The sequence below is a fragment of the Desulfurellaceae bacterium genome (assembly GCA_021296095.1).
Classification (GTDB): Bacteria; Desulfobacterota; Binatia; order Bin18; family Bin18; genus JAAXHF01.
The window spans coordinates 12,095-32,053 of sequence record JAGWBB010000058.1; the positions used below are offsets into that span (position 1 = coordinate 12,095).

Consider the following 19,959-nt stretch of genomic DNA (forward strand, 5'->3'; position numbering starts at 1 on the left):
CAAGCCTCAACCGACCCCGTCGTCCAGCAGTTTATCACCGGCCAGACCCAGGGGCCGATTGAGGCGCAATAGGATGAAACTGGACTCAGAACTTGTGGTCGGTTGGCTGGTCGTACTGGCGCTGGGCGGCTTGGTCTATCTGTCTCTACAGTTCGGCCAGGTCAGCTTTGCCGGCACCCAGCACTACCGCCTCACGGCCGAGTTCTCCGATGCCGGCGGCCTGCAGAGCGGAGCCCGGGTCGAGGTAGCTGGGGTGGAAATCGGGCGGGTTGAGTCTGTGACCCTGACCGACAGCCTGACACAAGCTCGGGCAACACTGAGTATCCAGCCCGACATTCGGCTCCCCCAGGACAGCCGGGCGGCGATTAAAACGGCCGGTCTGATCGGCGAGCGCTTTATTGACATTGAGGTTGGGCCAGCAGCCGAAACCATCAGCCCCGGCGGTCGGATTCGGCACACCGAGTCTGCCACCGACATCCTTGACACCGTCGGCCAGGTCTTGTTTGGCAACCTCAACGCGCCCGAGCAGACCGACGGTGCTGCGGCAAACGACGCGTTCGATCTCGGTCTTGATTAGGAGAGCCATGCACCATATTAGGCTGATTAGCACCACACGCAGGAGGGACAGAGTGTCTGTCGTATTCATCACCGCTATGCTCCTCATCGGTCTTTTGAGTACGGGCTCCGCTCCGGTCTGTGCCCAGGTCCAGAATTCTGCCCAAGACTCCTATGAAGCCGGGGGGCCAGACCTGCGGACGCCGGACGACCCGTGGGAATCGTTCAACCAGCCCATGTTCAGCTTCAACCTCAAGCTCGATGAATATGTGTTGCGACCGGTGGCGACCGGCTACGCCGAAGTGGTTCCTGAGCCCGGCCAGCACGGCATTGACCGGTTCTTCAAAAATCTGGGCGTGCTGCCCCGGGTCGTGAACAGCGTGCTCCAGGGAAAAATTGACGGGGCTGGACGCGAAATCGGTCGCTTTGCCGTGAATACCATCCTGGGTGGCATCGGCTTTTTTGATGTTGCCGACAGTCTGTTCGGCTGGCGGCCGAGCGAGGAAGACTTCGGCCAGACCCTGGGCCACTACGGCATTTCGTCCGGCCCGTATCTGGTCCTGCCCTTCTACGGTCCCTCAACGGTTCGCGACACCTTTGGTTTTGCCGTTGACAGCGCGATGAATCCGATGAACTATCTGTTGGCAGCCTTAGACATATTTGCCATTCAGAGCGGCCAGACGGTCGGCAATGCCGTCAATACCCGCTCGCTCAACCTGGAACTCTTTGAACAGGTTGAACTGGTCTCGGTTGACCTGTATGGGGCGGTTCAGGACGGCTACTTGCAGCGGCGAGCCAACGCCGTCAAGGAGTAGGGCATGCGGGGAGTGAGGGGGTTGTGGTGAACACGGTGAGGAGAACACTGGTCAAGAGTATCGGCATTGGACTGCTGGGGCTGGTCTTTCCCGGCCTGGCCACAGCCACAGACTCGCCCCTCGCGGTCATACGAACGACGATGTACGAGATCGTCGCCATTCTCCAGGATCCAGCCTATCAGGAGCCGGACCAGAGCCAGGTCCGCATCCAAAAAGTCCGCGAGGTTGCCCTCCCCCAGTTTGACTCTCGGGAAATTGCCAAACGCACCCTAGGGGTGCACTGGCGAGATCGGACAGAGGAACAGCGACAGGAATTCATCAGACTTTTTACGGACTTAATAGAAAAGACGTATAGCAGTACCTTAGACCGTTACCGCGAGGATACCGAAATTTTCTTTGACCGTGAGCATATCGACGGCAGCTATGCCGAGGTTGATTGTCGGATTCTGGCCCCCTCGTTGAAAAAAACCTTCTCGCTGAGCTACCGTCTGCACCTGGTCGAAGGACGCTGGTTGATCTACGACGTGGTGATTGAAAACGTCAGTATGGTCCGCAACTACCGGACTCAGTTCAACCGGATCATCAACAAATCGTCGTATGAAAACCTGGTGCAGAGCATCGAGAGCAAGCTGAAACAGCTCGCCGCCTCGCCCTCATAGCCTCGTCCTGATAGTCGCCAGCAGGGCCTCCGCTACCCGATTCGTCTCAGTCCGCCTGAGGGGGACGCCGGCCCAGGGCTCCCAGCAGCAGGTGGGGAAAATCAACGGTCATCCCGTCCACCCCGGCCGCCATTGCGGCCCGCATCAGCTCGGGGTCGTCGACCCCCCAAGCCCGGATGTCCAGCCCCAGGTCTTGCCAGGCGCGGACTTGATCGGGCGAGACAGCCTTGGCCGGAGGACAGAACTGGTCGAGCCCGGCCGCAATGACCCGCTCGACCGTCTGCTCCTGCACGTCAGAGGCCAGAAATCCCACCTTGACCTCTGGCGCCAGCGTCTTGAGATTTTGCACGACCGGGAAATAGAACGAGGTAAAAGCGACCGCGTGCAGCAGGCCATATTCCCGGACCAGCTCCAGGACACGGACCTCAAGGTCGAGCTGCTTGACCTCGATGATCAGCGGAATCCGCCCGCCGTAGTGAAGCAGGGTGTCACCGAACAACGGTACCCGGGCGCCCCGAAACTCGGCGCCAAACCACCCCCCGGCATCCAGCTCTCTAATCGCCGCCCACGGCGTCTCGCGCGCGAAGCCCTGACCGTTGGTAGTCCGGGCCAGCCGTTCATCGTGGAGCAGGATCAATTCTCCGTCGCTGGTCGCCCGCACATCGGTTTCAATCGCGTCCACTCCCAGAGACACGGCCAAGTCAAAGCTGGCCCAGGTATTTTCAGGCGCCAGAGCCGCCGCCCCCCGATGTCCGATCACCTGCATGACCCCAGCTGTACCAGATTCGGACCGTCCCCGCCATTGCGAACCGGCCTCACTCGAGTCCATCACGACTTGCCAGGCCACCGGACGGAGGCTAGGCTGACAGGCTACGGTCAAGACACATGGAGCCGACCGGACTGAGTATGAAAAAGCGCTGGATCACAATCTTTCTGGGCGGCCTGCTGGGTCTTTTTATGCTGAGCCTGGCGGTCTTGTCCCTGTTTCCCGGCTTTGTTCTGTCCCTGGCCGTTGAGGCGGACCGGACAGCCGCCGGCCTGGAAGAGCGGACGGTGCAGGTCGCCGAGCACCGGATTCAGTATCTCTCCGGAGGAAGCGGAGAACCCCTGGTGCTGCTGCACGGCTTTGCCGCCAACAAGGACAACTGGACCCGCGTCGCCGCCTATCTGACTCCCCATTTCCGCGTCATCGCTCCAGACCTGCCGGGCTTTGGCGAGAGTAGCCGGGACGCCCAAGCCCGCTATGCGGTCGCCGATCAGGTCGAGCGGCTGCACGCCTTTGCCCGTGCCCTGGGTCTGGCCCAGTTTCATCTTGGCGGCAATTCAATGGGCGGCTGGATAGCCGGCGCCTATGCCGCCGGCTATCCACACCAGGTCCAGAGTCTGTGGTTATTGGCGCCCGGCGGAGTAGCCTCGGCCCAAGCCAGCGAACTCGCCCAGCACCTGGCCCGGGGCGAGAATCCCCTCCTCGTCAACCGGCCTGAGGACTTCGACACGATGTTCGACTTCGCGGCCGTCACACGTCCCTGGATCCCCGGTCCGATCAAGCGTTACCTGGCCCAGCAAGCCATACGTCAACGCGATTTCAACGCCAAAGTTGTCCGGGAGCTGGCCGAAACCCCGCTCTCCCTAGAACCGCTCTTACAAGATCATCCAGTCCCAGCCCTGATCGTGTGGGGAGAGCAAGACCGCATCTTACACGTTTCAGGGGCGGCGATACTGGCAGGGCTGATGCCGAACGCCCAAGCCGTGGTCATGCCCCACACCGGCCATATTCCCATGATCGAGCGGCCCCGGGAAACCGCCGAACGCTTCCTGCGCTTTCAGCACATTGACTTCTGAGCGTCTCAGTCTGTGGCCGTCCGTCTCTCGCACGCCGACAAAAACACAAAGCCCAGCCCGAGCAGCAGGTTGGCTGAGACCAGCCGGGTATACCAGGCGTGCAGGCGGGCAAATTCATCCCGAAAGACCTGTTTTGCCGGGTCGAAATTGTCAAAATCCTGGATCTCAACCGTCCGCAGGTATTCCAGCCGGTCGGCAATCGGGATGGCATAGATCAGCAGCCCGGCCAGCATCAGCAGCCATAGGGCAGCTTTAGCCACCCGCAGCCGGGTTCGTTCGGCCGGGTGCAGCACAAAGTACATCGCGCCGAATCCCATGCAGGCCGCAGCCACGCCCTCCAGGCGATTGAGCTTGGCCAGAATGACGGCGTTGATATTCCCGGCCACATTGATGCTGGGCGCCTCCTGGAACACACTCCCGGCCACCGCAAAACCAAAGCCTGCCAAGGCTCCGATCCAGACCCCGGCCCCCAGGTTCTCAACAAAGAACACCAGCGTATGCAGCGTGCGTTTGCCCATGCCTGTCCTCCTGGCCCTATTCCTGGCCCTACTCCTCTCGCAAGGCCAGCGCCGGTGAGGTCCGGGACATCTTGAAGGCCGGATAGACCCCGGCCAACAGCGCGGCCAGCACGGCCAGCAGCACGGCCTGAACGAGCAGGCCGGGGACAATTTCCAGCTCCAGGGTCCAGCCAAACGAGCGCCGATTTATCACAAACACCAACACCGAGGCCAGCAGCAGGCCGACCGGCAGGGCCAGCAGGCCGGCCAGCAGACCCATCACACCGGTCTGGGCGGTGACCAAGCCCCAGACCTGACGCGGCGTAAAGCCGGTCGCCCGCAGTACGCCGAATTCGCGTTCGCGTTCCAGCTGCAAGGCCATCAGCGCACTCAGGACACCGATAAACGCCACCGCCGTGGTCAGCAGGTGAAGCACCGAGGTAATGGTGAAGGTGCGGTCAAAAATCTCCAGCGAGGCCTGGCGCAGGGACCGGTTCGAGCGGAGCTCGACCTCCTGCACCGAGCCGACCAGCCGCCGCAGCGAGGCCACCATTGCCGCCACATCCCGGTCAGGACTCAGCCACAGCCCCAGCGACGACACGCCCCGGTCGTGCCAGAACTGCTCATAGGTCCGGCGGCTCATCATCACCAGCCCCCGGTCCGAGCCGTAATCGGCAAAAATCCCGGCGACCCGAAAATCGTGTACGCCCCGGTCGGTCCGCAGACGGACAGCGCCGCCCACCCGCAGCCGGTGATGGTAGGCGTACGGCTCTGACACAATGACCGTGTGTTCAGCCTCAAAGGCCGGCCATACCACCTCCGGCCGGCCTTCAACAAAGCGGTAGGAAGAATACCTGTCGACATCGAGCCGCAGGGCCACCAGCTGGACCCGGCCGGTCGGTGATTCGACCGACACCCGCCGGTAGGTACTCACCGCCTCCACCCCCGGGGCGGCTGACAGACGGGCGACAACGGCCGGGTCCAGGCTGCCCTCATTCCAGCGCGACACCAGGCTGGGAGGAGCAATATAGATATCGGCCTGGAGAGCGTTCTCCAGCCAATAGGCCACGGTCTGCCGAAAACTCTCAATCATGATGCCCACCCCAACCGTCACCGACACGGCGACCATCAGGGCTGCAATCGCCACCGCAGTCCGGCTCAGCGAGGCCAGCACGCTGCGAATACACAGCCGTCCGACAATATCCGTCCGTGTCCCGATCAACAGCTGGACCACCCGCAGCAGGCCAACCACGGCCACCGGCGTGACCAGCACACAGCCCAGGAAGATGGTGAACAGACCGCCAAAGCTCAGGATCAGGTCACGGCTGGGCAGCAGCAGCAAACCCGCCCCGACCAGCATCAGGCACACGCCAGCCACGGCCGCCCAGGGCAAAACCCGTTGCGACCGGGCTTCGAGTGTCGAGCGGTTCAGCACCGCCCGCGGCTGGGTGGCCGTGGCCTCCAGCGCCGGAGCCAGGGCGGCCACCAGGCTGGCCCCGAGTCCCAGCCCCAAGCCCTTGAGCAGCCCCAGCCCGCTGATCGTCAGCTCACGCACGCTGACGACAAAGTACAGATCGGTGATCGTCTGGGTCACCAGCCGGACCAGGCCCTGGGCCAGGGCGACCCCCAGCACGAGTCCGGCGGCCGTACCCAGCAGACCCAGCAGGGCGGCTTCGGCCACAATCAGGCTGAAAATTTCCCGGCGGGTGACGCCGACAACCCGCAGGGCGCCGATCAGGCTGCGACGCTGGACGACCGAAAAAGTCATCGTGTTATAGATCAAAAACATGCCGACAATCAGAGCCAATAAACTCAGCGCGCTCAGGTTCAGGCTGAAGGCGCGGGTCATCTGGGCTACCGACTGCGAACGGGCGGCCGCGCTGCGGACCTCGGCGCCGGGCGGCAACACCGCCCTGATTTTGGCCAGCTCGGCCTGGCCCGGCGGACCGGCCGGAATCATCAGATCGATCCGACTCAAACGCCCGGTCAGGCCCAGCAGTTCCTGAGCGGTGGCAATATCGGTCACCAGCAGGCTGTCCAGCGCCCGGCGGCTCAGCGCATCGGCCGGCTCCAACAGGGCGATGATGCTGAGCCGCTGACGGACGCCGCCGGCCCGAACGGTGAGCTGGTCGGCCTGCCCTTCTGCGGCTTTGTCTCCGGCCAGCCCGAGACCCAGCTCACGACCCGTCCCGTAGGACATGATGGCGGTTGCCGGCCGGGTCAAAAACGACACCAACGCGGTCTGCCCCCGGCTGTTCAGCCCGGCCAGATAGGGCCGAAACGGCGCCTCGGCAAACGGGTCAACACCCAGCACCCGAAAGGTCCGGCCCGGATAGTCGGGTGCCGCCACATCGCCCTCGACAACCGGCGCCGCCAGCCGGACACCAGCCTCAATCCGCACGGCGCGAAAGATGTCCTCGGGAATCCCCCGCGAGCCACCGACAATCTGGTGCGTCGCCCGCCCCACCACACTGTCGGTTGACAGCAAGAAGGCGCGCTGGGCGCTGGTATTGGCCAGATCGATGGCCACCACAACCGCCACCCCCAGGGCCACGCCGACAAAAGACAGGCCCATCTGCCACGGATGGCGGAGCAGATAGCGCAGGCTGGCCCGCCACAGCACACGGCTCATGGCGATTTCCCGGCCAGCCGTTCCAGCAGATGTCCGTCCTGGATGCTGAAAATGCGGTCGGCCATGCCGATGACCTCTTGGCTATGGGTCACCATCAGCAGGGTCTTGCCGGCCTGGCGGGTCAGACGGTCGAGCAGCCCGAGCACCGTGCGGCCGGTCTCAATATCCAGATTGCCGGTCGGCTCATCGGCCAGAATCAGGAGTGGCTCATGCACCAGGGCACGGGCAATCGCCACCCGCTGCTGCTCCCCCCCGGACAGGCGGTCGGCAAAGTCGCCCGCCCGGTCGGCCAGACCGACCCGGTCGAGCATGGCCAGACTGGCCTGCTCGGCCCGTTCCGCGTCCCAACCGTTCAGCTCCAGGGGCAGCAGGATATTTTCCTGAATGCTGAGGGTGGGCAGCAGATTGAAAAACTGAAAGACAAAGCCGATATGCCGGCGGCGGAAGAGGGTGCGTTGCTGCTCGCTGAGCCGGGCCAGGGACAGCGGACCGGACTCGTCCAAGCCGGGATAGACCACCACCTCGCCCGCGGTCGGCATGTCGATACCGCTGATCAGATTCAGCAGGGTGGACTTGCCCGAACCGCTACGGCCCAGCAACACGACGAACTCGCCAGCCTGAATCGTCAGGTTGACCTCACGCAAGACCGTGTGGGAGCGTTCGCCCTCCTGGTAGACCTTGGTCAGGCGGCGCAGTTCGATCAGTGGGGGAGCCATGCAGGGGAAGTGTTTCAGAAACTCGGCCGGGGTCAAGCCGGGGGCGAAAACCCGACCGCCGGCAGGAATAGCAGACGGCTATCGCCCTCAGTCATAGAGTCCGCTTCTGCCACCGCCGCTATGTTCATCCCTCCGGCTAACCCTTCAAGAAGACACGCAACAGGCAGGAGAAAAAGCCGACCCAACCGCCATACTATGAGAGCTGGGTTCAGGTGTATTTCAATCAGCGCGTTCGCCCATTCCCCGCGTCTCTCCTGCCTCTCTTGTCCACCCCTGTGTCAGCCGAACACGCCGCCGGCTCGGAGGTCAACGATCTGGGCCGACGACAGCCCTATCTCGGTCAAGACCTGCTCGGTATGTTCACCCAGCATTGGCGCGGGCAAACGCAGCTCGGCCGGGGTTTCGGCAAACCGGGCTGCCGGGCGGGTCATGCGCGTGCGACCGACGTGCGGATGCTCGGACTCGACGATCAGCCGGTTGGCCACGATCTGCTCGTTGGTCAGCATGTCCTGGCGGCTCAGGGCCGGCGCGCACGGCACCTGCTCGGCATCGAGCCGGGCCAGCCACTCGGCGCTGGTGCGTGTCTTCATGACCTCGGCCGTCATGTCGAGCCGGGCGTCGGCGTGTTTCATCCGCCCGGCCGGCGTGCGAAAGCGCTCGTCCTCAAGCCACTCGGGTTTGTCCAGGGCTCGGACCATGCCGGCCCACTCCTTGTCCGACATCGCCCCGGCGGTGATATAGCCGTCGGCCGTCTCGAAGATCAGGTCACGCGTGTCGGGCGGCCGCGACACAGCCTCGCCGTTGCGCACAAAGGTGTGGTAGGCCATGCCCTCCGGCCACAAAAACGATACCACCGCATCCAGCATCGCCAGGCGCACGTGCTGGCCCGTCCCCGTCCGCTCGCGGGCCAGCAGCGCGGCAGTCATGGCCTGGGCGGCGGTCAGGGCCGTCACCTTGTCCGGGATGACCAGACGCATCATCTTGGGCCGTCCGGTCACGGGGTCGCGCTGGATATCGGTCAGGCCGGACAGGGCCTGAATCACCGGATCGTACACCCGCTTATGCGTATACGGACCGACCTCGCCAAAGCCGCTGATCGAGACATAGATCAGCTCGGGCTTGACCCGGCGCAGGGTCGGCTCGTCTATGCCCAGACGCTCGACCGCGCCGGGCCGAAAGTTCTGGACAAACACATCCGACTCGGCCACCAGCTGTTTGAGCAGGCTGACTCCCCGCTCGCACTTGAGGTCGATGGCCACCGAGCGTTTGTTGCGGTTGATCATGCTGAAGGTCGGCGAGATGCCTGTGCTGCTGAAGGCCCGGGTCAGGTCTCCGGCCTGGGGTGGCTCGACCTTAATCACGTCGGCCCCCTGATCGCCCAGGATCATGGTCGACATCGGGCCAGACAGCATCTGTGTCACATCAATCACACGGTAGCCGGCAAGCGGTCCAGGCATAGGCGCGTCTCCTTTGGCGCCTATCCTAGCGAAGGCCGGGACTGAGGGGAACAGGCACACCCCACTTCTTGGCTAGGGCTCTTCAAAAGTCCGCCCAGGTATGCTTTTGATCGGAGAGCCTGAATCGAAAGGAGGGAGACGATGACGCCTCCACAACTGCCGAGCCTGCCCATGTCCGGCGCGATTGACGCCGACGGCCATATTCTCGAAGCCCCGGATCTGTGGGAAACATACCTGGAAGCCCAGTACCGCGACCGGGCCGTCCGCATCCGCAAGGACGCCGACGGCCTCGAATACCTCGAAGTCAACGGCAGCCCGTGCAAAATGGTCCGACGCGGGGCTCCCTCCAGCCTGGGCGTGATGGACCAGCTGGGCGGCTTCACCTACCAGCGCGAACCGACCGGCAGCGGCTATGTTGACAACGCCTCGTTTGGCTCAATGGACCCCACCGAGCGTCTCCAGCGCCTGGACATTGAGAACATCGAACGCGCGTTCCTGTATCCAACCCTGGGACTGTTGTGGGAGCCCGAGTGCGAGGATCTCGAGCTGTCGATGGCCTACGCCCGGGCCTACAACCGCTGGATCGTCGATTTTTGTTCCGATTCCGGCGGCCGTCTGATCCCGATCGCCCATATTCCGTTCGGCCTGCCCGAGCTGGCCGAGGCCGAGCTGCGTCGGGCGGCCAAAGACGGCGCCAAGGGCTTTTTCGCGCCACCGTTTATCTGGAGCCGCAAGGCTCACGGCCATCCCGACCACCACCCCATCTTTGCCGCCGCCCAGGAGCTGGGCCTGCCGTTCGGGATTCATCCGTCGTTTGAGCCGCACTGGGCCGCCCCGACCCGCTTTGGCAAGATGACGGGCAAAGACACCGCCTTTTTTCAGAACGTCGCCCTGGGCAACGTCATCCGCGAGGGCTTTACCACCCTGTTTCAGTACGGCGTATTCGACTTGTTTCCCGAACTCAAGGTGATTGTCCTGGAGGTTGGCGCGGGCTGGGCCGGCTACTGGATCGAGCGCATGGACGCCGCCTACGAGTCACCCCTGGGCAAGAGCGTGCCGCTCAAGCACAAGCCCAGCGACTACTTTCGGCGCCAGTGCTGGATTTCGGGTGACCCCGACGAGCGTTCGGTGGCCGGGGTGATTCCCTTTGTGGGTGAGGACCGGTTTTTCTGGGCCAGCGACTTCCCCCACTCCGACCACCCGCCCGAGTACATCCCCAACCTGATCGAACTCGTCTCCCTGCTGCCGGACTCGGCCCGGCCCGGCCTGCTGGGCCAGAACGTCCTGGACTGTTACGGCCTGAGCTGAGTTGAAACGCTGCCGGGGCTCGGGGGAAGCATGACCACCAATCTGTACGCGGCTGCGGTTCGACAGTTTGATAAAGCCGCCCGCTATCTCGATCTGAACCCCGGCCTTGCCGCCTATCTGCGCCTGCCAAAACGGGAACTGACGGTCAACTTCCCGGTTGAGATGGACGACGGGTCGGTGCGGGTGTTTACCGGCTATCGGGTCCACCACAGTGCCGCCTTGGGGCCGACCAAGGGCGGGCTGCGCTACCATCCTTCGGTCAGCCTGGACGATACCCGCGCCCTGGCCATGTGGATGACCTGGAAGTGCGCGGTCCTGGGCATCCCCTACGGCGGGGCAAAGGGCGGGGTGGTGTGTGCGCCGCAAGAGCTGTCGGTCCGAGAGCTCGAAAACCTCACCCGCCGCTACGCGACCGAAATCAGCGTGCTGATGAATCCCCAGGGCGATATCCCGGCCCCGGATGTCGGGACCGGCGAGCGGGAAATGGCCTGGATCATGGATACCTATTCCATGCACCACGGCTATTCCGTCCCGGCCGTGGTGACCGGCAAACCCCTGGCCATCGGCGGCTCGCTGGGTCGGCGCGAGGCCACCGGTCGGGGGGTCATGCTGACCACCCTGGAGGCCCTTAAACGCAAGAGAATTACAATCAAGGGCGCCCGGGTCGCAGTCCAGGGGTTTGGCAAGGTCGGGGCGCCGGCCGCGTATCTGACCCAGGAGCGTGGGGCCAAAATCATCGCCGTCAGCGATGCCCAGGGCGGCGTGTATCATCCCGGCGGGCTGGCCTGCCGCGAGCTGGTACGCCATGCCGACCAGCACGGCACGGTCAGCGGCTATCCCGGGGCAGAGCCGATCAGCAATGCCGACCTGCTCCAGCTGGAGTGTGACGTGCTGATGCTGTGTGCCCTGGAAAATCAGGTTACGGCCGCCAACGCCCCGTCTGTTCGGGCTCGCATCATTGCCGAAGGTGCCAACGGCCCGCTCACCCCCGAGGCTGACGAACTCCTGATCGATAGAGGGGTGTTCATTATCCCCGACGTGTTGTGCAACGGCGGCGGGGTGAGCGTGTCGTATTTCGAGTGGGTCCAGGGCCTGCAATCCTTTTTCTGGACCGAAGACGAAATCAACGAACGTCTGCGTCAGATCATGGTCCGCGGCTTTCATCAGGTCTCGCGCCTGGCCCACGAAAAACGGGTCGATAACCGGACCGCGTCCCAGATTCTGGCTATCGAACGGGTCGCCGCCGCCATGACCCAACGCGGGATCTATCCCTAGCCTTGCTTGCCCAGACAGTGGCGCAGCGCGCCCTCCAGCTCGGGCTGACGGAAGCTGTAGCCGCTGGCCAGCAGTCGGGCCGGCTCGACCCGGGTACTGGCCAGCAGCAGCGCGTCGGCCATCTCGCCGAGGACCAGACGAGCCGCAAAGCCCGGCAGCGGCACAAGCGTCGGGCGACCGAGCACCGTGCCCAGGGTTGTGGTGAAGACCCGGTTGGTAACGGGCTGGGGCGCCACGGCATTGACCGCCCCCTCAAGCGCATCGTGTATCAGGGCGTGATGGATCGCCCCGATCACGTCATCCAGGCCGATCCAGCTCCAGTACTGGTCTCCGCTGCCGATCACCCCGCCGGCTCCCAGCCTGAACGGCAGCAGCAGCCTGGCCAGGGCACCGCCGGCCGGGCTCAGCACCACCCCGATGCGGAGCAGGACGGTGCGGATGCCGGCGTCCCGGGCCGGCTGGCTGGCCGCCTCCCAGGCTTCGCACACCTCGGCCAGAAATCCGCTGCCGGCCGGACTGTCTTCCGACATCAGGTCGGCCCCCCGGTCGCCGTAGAAACCGATGGCCGAGGCACACACCAGGACCTTGGGCGGCCGGGAGAGTTTGGCCAGGGTTTCACTCAGCAACCGGGTCGAGTTGATCCGGCTGTCCCGAATACGAGCCTTTTGTCCGGCGGTCCAGCGTCCGGCGGCGATATTCTCGCCGGCCAGATGGACAAACCCGTCCAGCCCCTCCAGGCTGCTCGGTTCCAGGCGCCCGGCTTGGGGATTCCACTCGATCTCGGCAGCGCCCGCCGTGGCCGGCGAACGGACGAGACGGGTCAGGCGGTGTCCCCCGCCGGCCAGAAAAGATACCAGCGCCGATCCGAGCAGTCCGCTGGAGCCGGTCACGGCAATATGCATAGGCGAGCCTCCTTGTGCAGCAGCGTGGGCGACCATATCCTGCCGGGTCACGGTATGTCGATAGGTGAACAGGCGGTCGAGGGTCCGGCGGGTGAAGGCTCCGCCACACACCGCGCCGAGCGGCCCGAGGGGCAGTGCGTAGTCGATACGATCCTCAAGATAACACGCCGCGTCTCCGTCCGGTTCGATCCGATGGGTATGATCCCAGCGCGCAAACGGCCCCTTCAGCTGGCGGTCGCGAAACTGCCGACCGGGTGCATAATCCCAATGTTCGGCAACCCAGGTCCGAGCAAAAGGACCGGCCCGCAGGCGCAGGACAACCCGCGCGCCGTCCTCAATCCCTCCGCTCCGTTCCACGATCTCGACCGACTGCCAGGGGGGAGTCAGGCGCTCAAAAGCCCCCGGACGTGCGTGCCAGGCAAAGACCTCCTCGGCCGGGGCCGGAATACGGGAACGACGGGTGAAAATCGGCATGGGCTAATGAGAGCGTACCTGGCGTGATGCGCCCTGAGCGGACGGGGCATAGCCGGTCAGTTCCACATAGCCGTGGCCGTGCAGGGGTCGGCCGTCGGCCTGCCCCCGAACCGCCACCGCCCCCTCCCAGTAACGGATGGACAGGGGCAGTTCCTGGTCGGCCACATGGGGCCACAGCTCGAACGCGATCCGCTCGGCCGGAATCTGGAACCGCCAGCGGGCCGGATAGCGTCCCCCGCCGCGTGGACTGTCCCAATAGGCGTCCACCTCAATACGGACATCAGCCTGTCCCAGCCGCAGGGTCTCACCGTTGGCACGAACCAGGGTGCCGCTGCTGAACCCGTCGGGCTGACCATCGACTCGTCGCAGCCGAAAAAACATCAGCTCGCTGCCGTCGGACAGCTGGAGCCCAAACCAGTCCCAGCCGCGATACTCTTCGCCCAACACGCTGGTACTCCACTCGCGGTCCATCCAGCTCGTGCCGCTGACCTCAAACGTCTCATCGGCGATGCGCAGCGTCCCCCGGGTCGGCATCCGGGTCAGCGAATAGTAGTACGACGCGTTGCCCGCCTCGGGTCCCTTGTGGCTCAGCCCCCGGTCGCCGTGCAGCACCACCGGCTTGGCGCTGTGGAGTTGCAGCTCGAGGCCAATCTCGCCCTGGCCGGCCCGCAGACGGACCGGCAGACCGTCGGCAGTCTGAGCCCGGGCCGACCAATCCTCGACCCACACCGCAAACGGCTGAGCCTGCGCGCCGGCCAGCCCCAGAGCCGCGCGGCTGAAACGCTCAAAGGCGTAAAAGCGTCCGGTCTCCACATCAGTCAGCGCCAGGTGGGCCATATACACCTGGGCTGTGGCCCAGGCAGACTTACGGGCCGCCACCTGGGGGGCCAGGGCGGACCGAAAAAAGGTCAGCTGAAACCCGAAATGCCGACCGTCCGCAGTCTCCACGTTGCCGGTGTAATACCACCACTCGGTGCGGTACTCGGGATGCGGCCCGTGGTCACGCGGAAACGACAAAACACGCGGCCTGAGGGCCCGGGCAAAGCCGGTCGTATCGCCGCCCAGCACCTGGCTCACCGACAGGCTGGCCTGGATCGCCCCGGGCTGGTGCGGCCGACTCAAGACGTACACACCGCCCAGCAGCACGCCCAGCAGCGCCAGGCCAGCGGCCACCCACACCACACCACGAGACATTGCCCCTCCCCTTCCTCAGTCCAGCCAGGCCAGCTGCCGCAGCCCGGCTTCGAGCCCCAGACCGAGCAGAAAAAGCCCGCCGAATTTCCGGTTGTGCAAAAACGCAAAGGCGACAAACCACAGCGGCCAGATATCGGCCCGGTACTCGGGCGGCATGTGTTCCGGTCGGGGCTGGCGATAGACCCGGATCACCAGCCCAAAGGTCCGGGTCGCCAGCAGCACCAGCAGCAGAACCGGGCTGAAAAACCGGCTGGCGACCAGACAGCCCACCAACGCGTACTGGGCCGCCATCATCCCGATGACCGCATAACGCGCGGTCCGCTCCCCGATCAGGACCGGCAGGGTGTAGATGCGCTTGGCGCGGTCGGTACTCAGCTTGTCGATGTGTTTGCCGAAGATGACCGTGGTTGCTCCCAGGCCGTAGGGCAAACTCGCCAGCACGACCGACCACGTCCAGCCGCCGGTCAGCACATAATAGCCCCCAGCGATCATGAGCGGTCCCCACACCACCAGCACGGCCAGCTCGCCGAGGCCGAAATACTTGAGCGGATAGCTGTAGAACAGCACAAAGAAAGCGCCGACCGCCAACAGCACCAGGACGCCGCTGCCCCCCACACTGACCAGATAGCCACCCGCGGCGACGGCAATCAGGCCGGTGACCAGCGCGTAGCATAGATTTTCCCGCCGGCTCATCAGCCCGTGCTCAAGCGGCTGTGGGCCGTACTGGCTGCGGAAGGAGTTGTCCGTATCGGCGCCGGTCAGGTGATCGGTCAGATCGTTCAGCAGGTTATTGGTGGCATGGGCCATCAGCAGACCGAGCGTCAGCACCAGCCACAGCTGCCAGCTGAACTGTCCGGCCCGGTAGGCCAGCAGACCGGCAATCGCCGCAGACAGCAGGGTGATGATGAGGACGGCCGCCCGGGTGGCGATCAGCCACCGCGCGATCAGGTCCAAGCCGTTCCACTCGTCTTTATCGAGTCGGGGAATGACCCGGATGGCTCTCCACCACATGGCCGGATTGAGCAGCATGTCTGTCTCCCTGAGTCGTCCTCCCCCACCTATAGCACGAATAAGGGCCCGGCGGACTCGGCACGGCTCCCAGGCTCGGGCTTGCGGTTCCACTCAGTAACGCCAGTCTGCGTGAGCGAGCGACGCCCGGTTGAGTTCGTCCCGATGCATGCGCCAGTGTGGCATGAGTCTGTCCATCAGATCTCGAAACCGATCATTGTGAGATCGCTCAATCAGGTGGACCATCTCATGCACCACGATGTACTCCAGGCAGGAGACCGGTTTCTTCACCAGCTCAAGATTCAGCCACACACGCTTGGCCTCGATGTTGCACGAACCCCAGCGGGTCTTCATCCTCTTGATTCGCAGGTCATCGACCGTCACGCCAACTTTCGGCTCCCATTTGGCGAGGAGGGACGGCAACTGGCTGCGTAACTGGCTGCGGTACCACTGATAAAGTACAGCCTCCCGGGTGTCCCGATTATCGCCTGGACGGGTGTGCAGTTCCAGAGTCGTGTTGTTAAGGACACGCACCCTCGGCCGTCCGGCGTGCTCCGTCACGCTGAGCCGGTAGCGGCGGCCCTTGAAGTAATGGCTTTCGCCGGTCACGAACTCCCGCCGAGACTGGCACTCCTGCCGCTCGAACTCGGCCTGCCGCCGCCGAATCCATCCCAGGCGCGAGATAAGGGCCAGGCGCACGGCTTCGTCGTCAAGACGGAGCGGCGCGGCCACCCGCACATGACCGCTCGGCGGGTACACGCCAACATGGAGATTCTTGATGTCCTTGTGGACGACCTCGACCGCTATCCCACGAATGTCGAGGCAGGAGCCCTTGGCTTTAGTAGTCACCCTGCGCCTTGACGATCTCGAAAATCCTGTCCACCAGAGTGTCATCCCGGAGCACTTTTTTGATGGCGTTGCGGACTTGCTTCGCCTTGAACCTGTTCCCCCGCCAGTCCGCTTTCTTCACAAGACGGATGTCTTCGTCTACGGCCAAGGCAGCAGTTTCAGCCACGGCGCTCTCGGCGGCGCAGAAGAAGCGCACATAGGCCGCCGTGTCTCGCGGCGGCTCGACCGGCTCACACAGCGCCTTGACCGCCTCACGGGTTTCCTCCAAGCGCTCCCGGCCCTGCTGAAGCCGATCCTTCAGCAAGCCCTCTACGTCGGCCTTGTCGTAGCCGTCGAAAGCCTCACCTGTATAGTCCTTGATGGACTGCTCCAACGACCGGAACAGGTCCTTATAGTCGATGATATAGCCGTATTCCTTGTCCTCGCCGTCGAGGCGATTGACCCGACAGATAGCCTGGAACAGACCGTGGTCTTGCATCTGCTTGTCGATGTACAGATAGGTCGCCGGCGGCGCGTCGAAGCCGGTCAGCAGCTTGTCCACGACGATCAGCAGCTTCATCCGCCCCGGTTCCTTGACAAAGCGTTTCTTCACCTCCCGCTCGAACTGCTCGACCTTGTGCATTGCGGTGTCTTCAGGCTCGTCGAAGTGGGCCGCCAGCATCTTGCGGTAGATGTCGTACTGGCGCAGCTTCTCGGTGAGCCCCTCACCGCTCTCTTCACCCTTGATGTCGGCCGGGGCCGGTTTGTAGGAAGTCACGATGGCGCACTTGCCGGCCAGATCGGTCTGCTGAAACAGCTCGAAGAAGCGGCAGGCTGCATAGATGCTGTCCGAGACCAGTATCGCGTTGCCGTGACCGCTCTTCAGGCGGTCGCGCGTCTCCATATCGAACAGGATATCGGCGACGATCTTCGCCAGCCGGTCCTGCGCACTCAGTACCTTCTGCACCGTGCCCCAGCGCTGCTTGAGCTGGGCCTTGGCGACATCGGTCAGCCCCTGGGTTTTGCTCTCGAACCACTGACCGATCCTGGCCTGCGAGGTGCCGTAGCGCAGCCCCTCCGTATCGTTGCCGGCCATCACGAGTTGAACGGTGGTGAAGAACGGCTGGATGAACTCCCGCTTCTGGTTGTCGAGGTTCTGGCGTATGCCCTCGGTCACCGAGACGGTCGAGCGCTTCAGTTCCAACACGCCCAGGGCGATGCCGTTGACATACAGCACGAGGTCGGGCCGCTTTGTGTTCCGGGTGACGACGGTTACCTCTTCGGCGAGGGCAAAGTCGTTGTTGTCGGGGTTCGCCCAGTCAATCAGCCAGACGGTGACGTGCTGCTCGCCAACGTCCGGCTGGACCTTCACTCCGTAGCGGAGCAGGTCATAGACCATACGGTTGGCGTCGTAGAGGGTTGTGCTGCCACCGAGTGCAGCGGCTTTGTCGAGTTCGCGCCGGACTTTGGTGATGATGCTGTCGTCGTGCCCCTGGCGTTTGAGCCAGTCGGTCAGCAAATCCGGCTCGATGTTGCGGTTGTTGGGACGGTCCTGCCAGTCGCCGAGGCAGGTGTAGCCGAGGGCGTCCTGGAAGAACGCGAGCACGCGCCGCTGGGTGAGGATTTCCCGCTGGCTGACGACGTTCATGGTTTCTCTCGCTCAGACCTGACGCGTGTGGCCACGGCTCGTCCCCTGTCCGTCATGACCATCTCACTATCGTCCAGCACGCCAAGAGCACGGATGAAGAACTGATAGGACTCGCGAGCTTGCCGGCGAACGTGATTTGGGAGGCGTCGATATGTATCCCAGAAGCTGGCTTGTGCGAACGAACGCACCCCTACAACTCTTCTATATTGACTGGTCGAGTTCGTCCCGATCGGTGGGCTGCCAAAGTTTCGTCGGCCAGGCGCTCCAGCAAATCCTCCGATTCAGGTCGCGCAAACAACTCGGCCCAGCGCTGGTCTGACTCCAGTGTAGCCAGCAGAAACTGTGCAAATCTGTTCTGTTCCTCTTGCGGGAGTTTGGCGATTCGCTCGAAAGCTTCCTGTAGAAGTCGGGTCATCGTTCTCTCCTTCCACACGTCACACATACTTCAATGGCCGACACAACGTCAAACGCTGTAGACGTATGCCTTTCGTTTCGGAGTCGGGTAAGGGAATATGGCCGGACACACTTTAGCTTTTGTCGTCTGGCTCTGGCCTAACCAGCCGCACCCGCCCAGTGAGAAGCTGTTGCATCATGCCCTGTTTGATAGCGCGGACTTTGTCCCGGCGGCGCTCCAGAGCGGCAATCTCGGCATCCATGTCGGAGAGGACGGTAGCTATCAATATTTCAAGTAGTCACGGTCACACTGTATGCTTGTAATGCGGTCAGCGTTCTCGGTGAGGTTTGCGCCACTAAGATTCGGCGGAACAACGCCAACGATCCCCAGGGTGCCAGCGACACTGATGAAGATGTCTTCGCTATAGATACGATAGCTCCGAATCGCTGGAAACGCCCGCTCTGGTACATACTTAATTTCCGACTGGTTGACACCACCGGAAAACATGTCTGTGACCCGCACGTATGGGTGTGGCGTCGGTGTATCGACAAGAACAAAGCCAGGTGGAAGTCTCTTGCCTCCCTTTACCCTAGCCACATCGCCCACGCAGGCATGGTCCCAATCCTGTGGAATCACCCCTACTTCAGTCTGCTTGTAACCTGGGGGGATGACGGTCGCTTCATTGGCATTAGAGCATTTTCAGCAATTTCCGATGCGTCTGAAGAGGCGGGCGGGACGCCCGCCCTCCCAGGTTGCCCGTCCGAAGCAGCCCCTGATGACGGCGCCCAGCCGGCCATGACTCAAGATAGCGTGAAAATGCGCTCCGTTTGCGGTACGGAGGTCATATCAATTTTCACCCCGGTCATTAACGTCTTTGTAGGCCAAAAGAATAGAGAGCCTTCGGGCCGTGCCGACTCGCCTCGGAGGTCGTTGACGCTCAGCCGTCCATCCTGATCTCTCGCGCATGGGTGATGTCCGTGCGCGCGCCAAGCGCACCTGTGACGGTCACACCGTGGCGAGCGCTGCGGTGTGACCGTCGAGGGCCAGGAACTTCACCTCGAAAGCTTCTGCGTTGGGATAGACTCGGTTGGGACCACAGCGACTACGACACGAGTTGGAAGCCTTGTTCGGCAAAGTGCTGGTCAAAGGCAAACGCCCTGACCGTGCCACGCTGGTGCATCACTGCGAAGCTTGTGCAGTCCACCAAGCTCAGGTTCCGTCTGTTGGCTCCGAGCAAGGTGGCGATAGCGTTTGTGTGAAGGGTCTCATCGAGCATGACCACGGTCACTATCGGCAGCATATCATCGAACAGCACGCGCACGGCATCCATCCCAAGTCTTGCCTGAACAAGAGCGCAGGTTTCCACACACACATAATTCGAGGTCACCAATAGTCTCCCGCCGCGGATCAGTCCTGTCCACCCCACGCGTGCCTGAGCATGCACCTCATCGTCCGCGTCCAGGACGGCGTAGAAAGCGGACGTGTCAATAAATACCTCTTCACTCCTCGGGTGTTTCATACGCAGCGGCAAGATAGGTGTCATGGCGACGGGCCACATCGGCGCGCCCAGAATGGAAGCGTCCTGCGGCGGCAATCGCCCGCTGCGCTCGGCCTCCGTGCTCCCCCCGCTCGGCATGACTGAGGAGATGATCCACTCCGTTACGCACCAATTCGGAGATCGATACTCCCCGTTCCGCAGCCAGTGCTCGCAGTCGGAGCAACTGTTGTTCTGTAAGCTGTACCTGAGTCCGAATC

Annotated in this window: 20 protein-coding genes; 7 read left to right on the plus strand and 13 right to left on the minus strand. The window is 63.3% G+C overall.

What is annotated here, in order from left to right; genetic code table 11:
- The first annotated feature begins 73 nt into the window (after positions 1-73).
- Genes mlaD through J4F42_14385 form a run of 3 tightly spaced genes read left to right on the plus strand, consistent with a single transcriptional unit; the run spans position 74 to position 2,029 of the window.
- Positions 74-577 (plus strand): outer membrane lipid asymmetry maintenance protein MlaD, encoded by a 504-nt coding sequence (gene mlaD / locus J4F42_14375; protein MCE2486695.1) that lies wholly within the window; start codon positions 74-76, stop codon positions 575-577.
- 52 nt (positions 578-629) lie between these two features.
- Complete coding sequence (locus tag J4F42_14380) at positions 630-1,370, plus strand: VacJ family lipoprotein (protein ID MCE2486696.1); 741 nt, start codon at positions 630-632, stop codon at positions 1,368-1,370.
- Positions 1,371-1,405: 35 nt separating this feature from the next.
- The gene (locus J4F42_14385) at positions 1,406-2,029 is read left to right on the plus strand and encodes an ABC transporter substrate-binding protein (GenBank protein MCE2486697.1); all 624 of its coding nucleotides are present in this window, start codon (positions 1,406-1,408) and stop codon (positions 2,027-2,029) included.
- A 46-nt stretch (positions 2,030-2,075) separates the two neighbouring features.
- Here J4F42_14385 and J4F42_14390 read toward each other — a convergent pair whose 3' ends face one another.
- Positions 2,076-2,795 carry a hypothetical protein gene (locus tag J4F42_14390; GenBank protein ID MCE2486698.1) on the minus strand — a complete coding sequence of 240 codons (720 nt, stop codon included), beginning with the start codon at positions 2,793-2,795 and terminating at the stop codon, positions 2,076-2,078.
- Positions 2,796-2,935: 140 nt separating this feature from the next.
- Here J4F42_14390 and J4F42_14395 point away from each other — a divergent pair, with 140 nt between their 5' ends.
- Positions 2,936-3,871, plus strand: a complete 936-nt coding sequence (locus J4F42_14395; GenBank protein ID MCE2486699.1) for an alpha/beta fold hydrolase — start codon at positions 2,936-2,938, stop codon at positions 3,869-3,871.
- 5 nt (positions 3,872-3,876) lie between these two features.
- On the opposite strand, the gene J4F42_14400 is transcribed toward J4F42_14395, so the two are convergent.
- The 4 genes from J4F42_14400 to J4F42_14415 all read right to left on the minus strand — a co-directional run bounded on the left by J4F42_14400 (position 3,877) and on the right by J4F42_14415 (position 9,173).
- On the minus strand, positions 3,877-4,389 hold the full coding sequence (locus tag J4F42_14400; GenBank protein ID MCE2486700.1) for a hypothetical protein: 513 nt from the start codon (positions 4,387-4,389) through the stop codon (positions 3,877-3,879).
- A 28-nt stretch (positions 4,390-4,417) separates the two neighbouring features.
- Positions 4,418-7,000, minus strand: a complete 2,583-nt coding sequence (locus J4F42_14405) for an ABC transporter permease (GenBank protein ID MCE2486701.1) — start codon at positions 6,998-7,000, stop codon at positions 4,418-4,420.
- Positions 6,997-7,716: an ABC transporter ATP-binding protein gene (locus J4F42_14410; protein ID MCE2486702.1), complete on the minus strand. Its 720-nt coding sequence runs from the start codon at positions 7,714-7,716 to the stop codon at positions 6,997-6,999. The genes J4F42_14405 and J4F42_14410 overlap by 4 nt, the downstream gene beginning before the upstream one ends.
- Positions 7,717-7,994: 278 nt before the next feature.
- The gene (locus J4F42_14415) at positions 7,995-9,173 is read right to left on the minus strand and encodes a CoA transferase (GenBank protein MCE2486703.1); all 1,179 of its coding nucleotides are present in this window, start codon (positions 9,171-9,173) and stop codon (positions 7,995-7,997) included.
- A gap of 141 nt (positions 9,174-9,314) precedes the next feature.
- Between J4F42_14415 and J4F42_14420 the strand changes: the two genes are divergently transcribed.
- Complete coding sequence (locus tag J4F42_14420) at positions 9,315-10,481, plus strand: amidohydrolase family protein (protein MCE2486704.1); 1,167 nt, start codon at positions 9,315-9,317, stop codon at positions 10,479-10,481.
- A gap of 30 nt (positions 10,482-10,511) precedes the next feature.
- Complete coding sequence (locus J4F42_14425) at positions 10,512-11,756, plus strand: Glu/Leu/Phe/Val dehydrogenase (protein ID MCE2486705.1); 1,245 nt, start codon at positions 10,512-10,514, stop codon at positions 11,754-11,756.
- On the opposite strand, the gene J4F42_14430 is transcribed toward J4F42_14425, so the two are convergent.
- The 6 genes from J4F42_14430 to J4F42_14455 form a co-directional block, all read right to left on the minus strand.
- A complete protein-coding gene (locus J4F42_14430; protein ID MCE2486706.1) occupies positions 11,753-13,132 on the minus strand; it encodes a TIGR01777 family oxidoreductase in 1,380 nt (459 codons plus the stop codon). The two genes, J4F42_14425 and J4F42_14430, sit on opposite strands and share 4 nt — an antisense overlap.
- Before the next feature lie 3 nt (positions 13,133-13,135).
- On the minus strand, positions 13,136-14,326 hold the full coding sequence (locus J4F42_14435; GenBank protein ID MCE2486707.1) for a hypothetical protein: 1,191 nt from the start codon (positions 14,324-14,326) through the stop codon (positions 13,136-13,138).
- Between the two features lie 15 nt (positions 14,327-14,341).
- Positions 14,342-15,355, minus strand: a complete 1,014-nt coding sequence (locus tag J4F42_14440) for a prenyltransferase (GenBank protein MCE2486708.1) — start codon at positions 15,353-15,355, stop codon at positions 14,342-14,344.
- Between the two features lie 93 nt (positions 15,356-15,448).
- Complete coding sequence (locus J4F42_14445) at positions 15,449-16,183, minus strand: M48 family metallopeptidase (protein ID MCE2486709.1); 735 nt, start codon at positions 16,181-16,183, stop codon at positions 15,449-15,451.
- The gene (locus J4F42_14450) at positions 16,173-17,810 is read right to left on the minus strand and encodes a hypothetical protein (protein ID MCE2486710.1); all 1,638 of its coding nucleotides are present in this window, start codon (positions 17,808-17,810) and stop codon (positions 16,173-16,175) included. Before J4F42_14450 ends, J4F42_14445 begins: the two co-directional genes overlap by 11 nt.
- Positions 17,811-18,000: 190 nt before the next feature.
- Complete coding sequence (locus tag J4F42_14455; protein ID MCE2486711.1) at positions 18,001-18,225, minus strand: hypothetical protein; 225 nt, start codon at positions 18,223-18,225, stop codon at positions 18,001-18,003.
- 97 nt (positions 18,226-18,322) lie between these two features.
- On the opposite strand from J4F42_14455, the gene J4F42_14460 reads away from it, so the two are divergent.
- Complete coding sequence (locus tag J4F42_14460; GenBank protein ID MCE2486712.1) at positions 18,323-18,502, plus strand: hypothetical protein; 180 nt, start codon at positions 18,323-18,325, stop codon at positions 18,500-18,502.
- An 804-nt stretch (positions 18,503-19,306) separates the two neighbouring features.
- Here the strand turns inward: J4F42_14460 and J4F42_14465 are convergent.
- Positions 19,307-19,735 carry a PIN domain-containing protein gene (locus tag J4F42_14465; GenBank protein ID MCE2486713.1) on the minus strand — a complete coding sequence of 143 codons (429 nt, stop codon included), beginning with the start codon at positions 19,733-19,735 and terminating at the stop codon, positions 19,307-19,309.
- Positions 19,704-19,925 (minus strand): hypothetical protein, encoded by a 222-nt coding sequence (locus J4F42_14470; protein MCE2486714.1) that lies wholly within the window; start codon positions 19,923-19,925, stop codon positions 19,704-19,706. The genes J4F42_14465 and J4F42_14470 overlap by 32 nt, the downstream gene beginning before the upstream one ends.
- Positions 19,926-19,959: the final 34 nt, after the last annotated feature.

What these genes read in the sequence shown, in the direction of transcription:
- mlaD (MCE2486695.1), top strand. Translation starts at nt 74, where the DNA reads ATGAAACTGGACTCAGAACTTGTGGTCGGTTGGCTGGTCGTACTGGCG.
- J4F42_14390 (MCE2486698.1), bottom strand. Translation starts at nt 2,795, where the DNA reads ATGCAGGTGATCGGACATCGGGGGGCGGCGGCTCTGGCGCCTGAAAAT.
- J4F42_14395 (MCE2486699.1), top strand. Translation starts at nt 2,936, where the DNA reads ATGAAAAAGCGCTGGATCACAATCTTTCTGGGCGGCCTGCTGGGTCTT.
- J4F42_14400 (MCE2486700.1), bottom strand. Translation starts at nt 4,389, where the DNA reads ATGGGCAAACGCACGCTGCATACGCTGGTGTTCTTTGTTGAGAACCTG.
- J4F42_14405 (MCE2486701.1), bottom strand. Translation starts at nt 7,000, where the DNA reads ATGAGCCGTGTGCTGTGGCGGGCCAGCCTGCGCTATCTGCTCCGCCAT.
- J4F42_14410 (MCE2486702.1), bottom strand. Translation starts at nt 7,716, where the DNA reads ATGGCTCCCCCACTGATCGAACTGCGCCGCCTGACCAAGGTCTACCAG.
- J4F42_14415 (MCE2486703.1), bottom strand. Translation starts at nt 9,173, where the DNA reads ATGCCTGGACCGCTTGCCGGCTACCGTGTGATTGATGTGACACAGATG.
- J4F42_14420 (MCE2486704.1), top strand. Translation starts at nt 9,315, where the DNA reads ATGACGCCTCCACAACTGCCGAGCCTGCCCATGTCCGGCGCGATTGAC.
- J4F42_14425 (MCE2486705.1), top strand. Translation starts at nt 10,512, where the DNA reads ATGACCACCAATCTGTACGCGGCTGCGGTTCGACAGTTTGATAAAGCC.
- J4F42_14430 (MCE2486706.1), bottom strand. Translation starts at nt 13,132, where the DNA reads ATGCCGATTTTCACCCGTCGTTCCCGTATTCCGGCCCCGGCCGAGGAG.
- J4F42_14435 (MCE2486707.1), bottom strand. Translation starts at nt 14,326, where the DNA reads ATGTCTCGTGGTGTGGTGTGGGTGGCCGCTGGCCTGGCGCTGCTGGGC.
- J4F42_14440 (MCE2486708.1), bottom strand. Translation starts at nt 15,355, where the DNA reads ATGCTGCTCAATCCGGCCATGTGGTGGAGAGCCATCCGGGTCATTCCC.
- J4F42_14450 (MCE2486710.1), bottom strand. Translation starts at nt 17,810, where the DNA reads ATGAACGTCGTCAGCCAGCGGGAAATCCTCACCCAGCGGCGCGTGCTC.
- J4F42_14455 (MCE2486711.1), bottom strand. Translation starts at nt 18,225, where the DNA reads ATGACCCGACTTCTACAGGAAGCTTTCGAGCGAATCGCCAAACTCCCG.
- J4F42_14460 (MCE2486712.1), top strand. Translation starts at nt 18,323, where the DNA reads ATGGCCGGACACACTTTAGCTTTTGTCGTCTGGCTCTGGCCTAACCAG.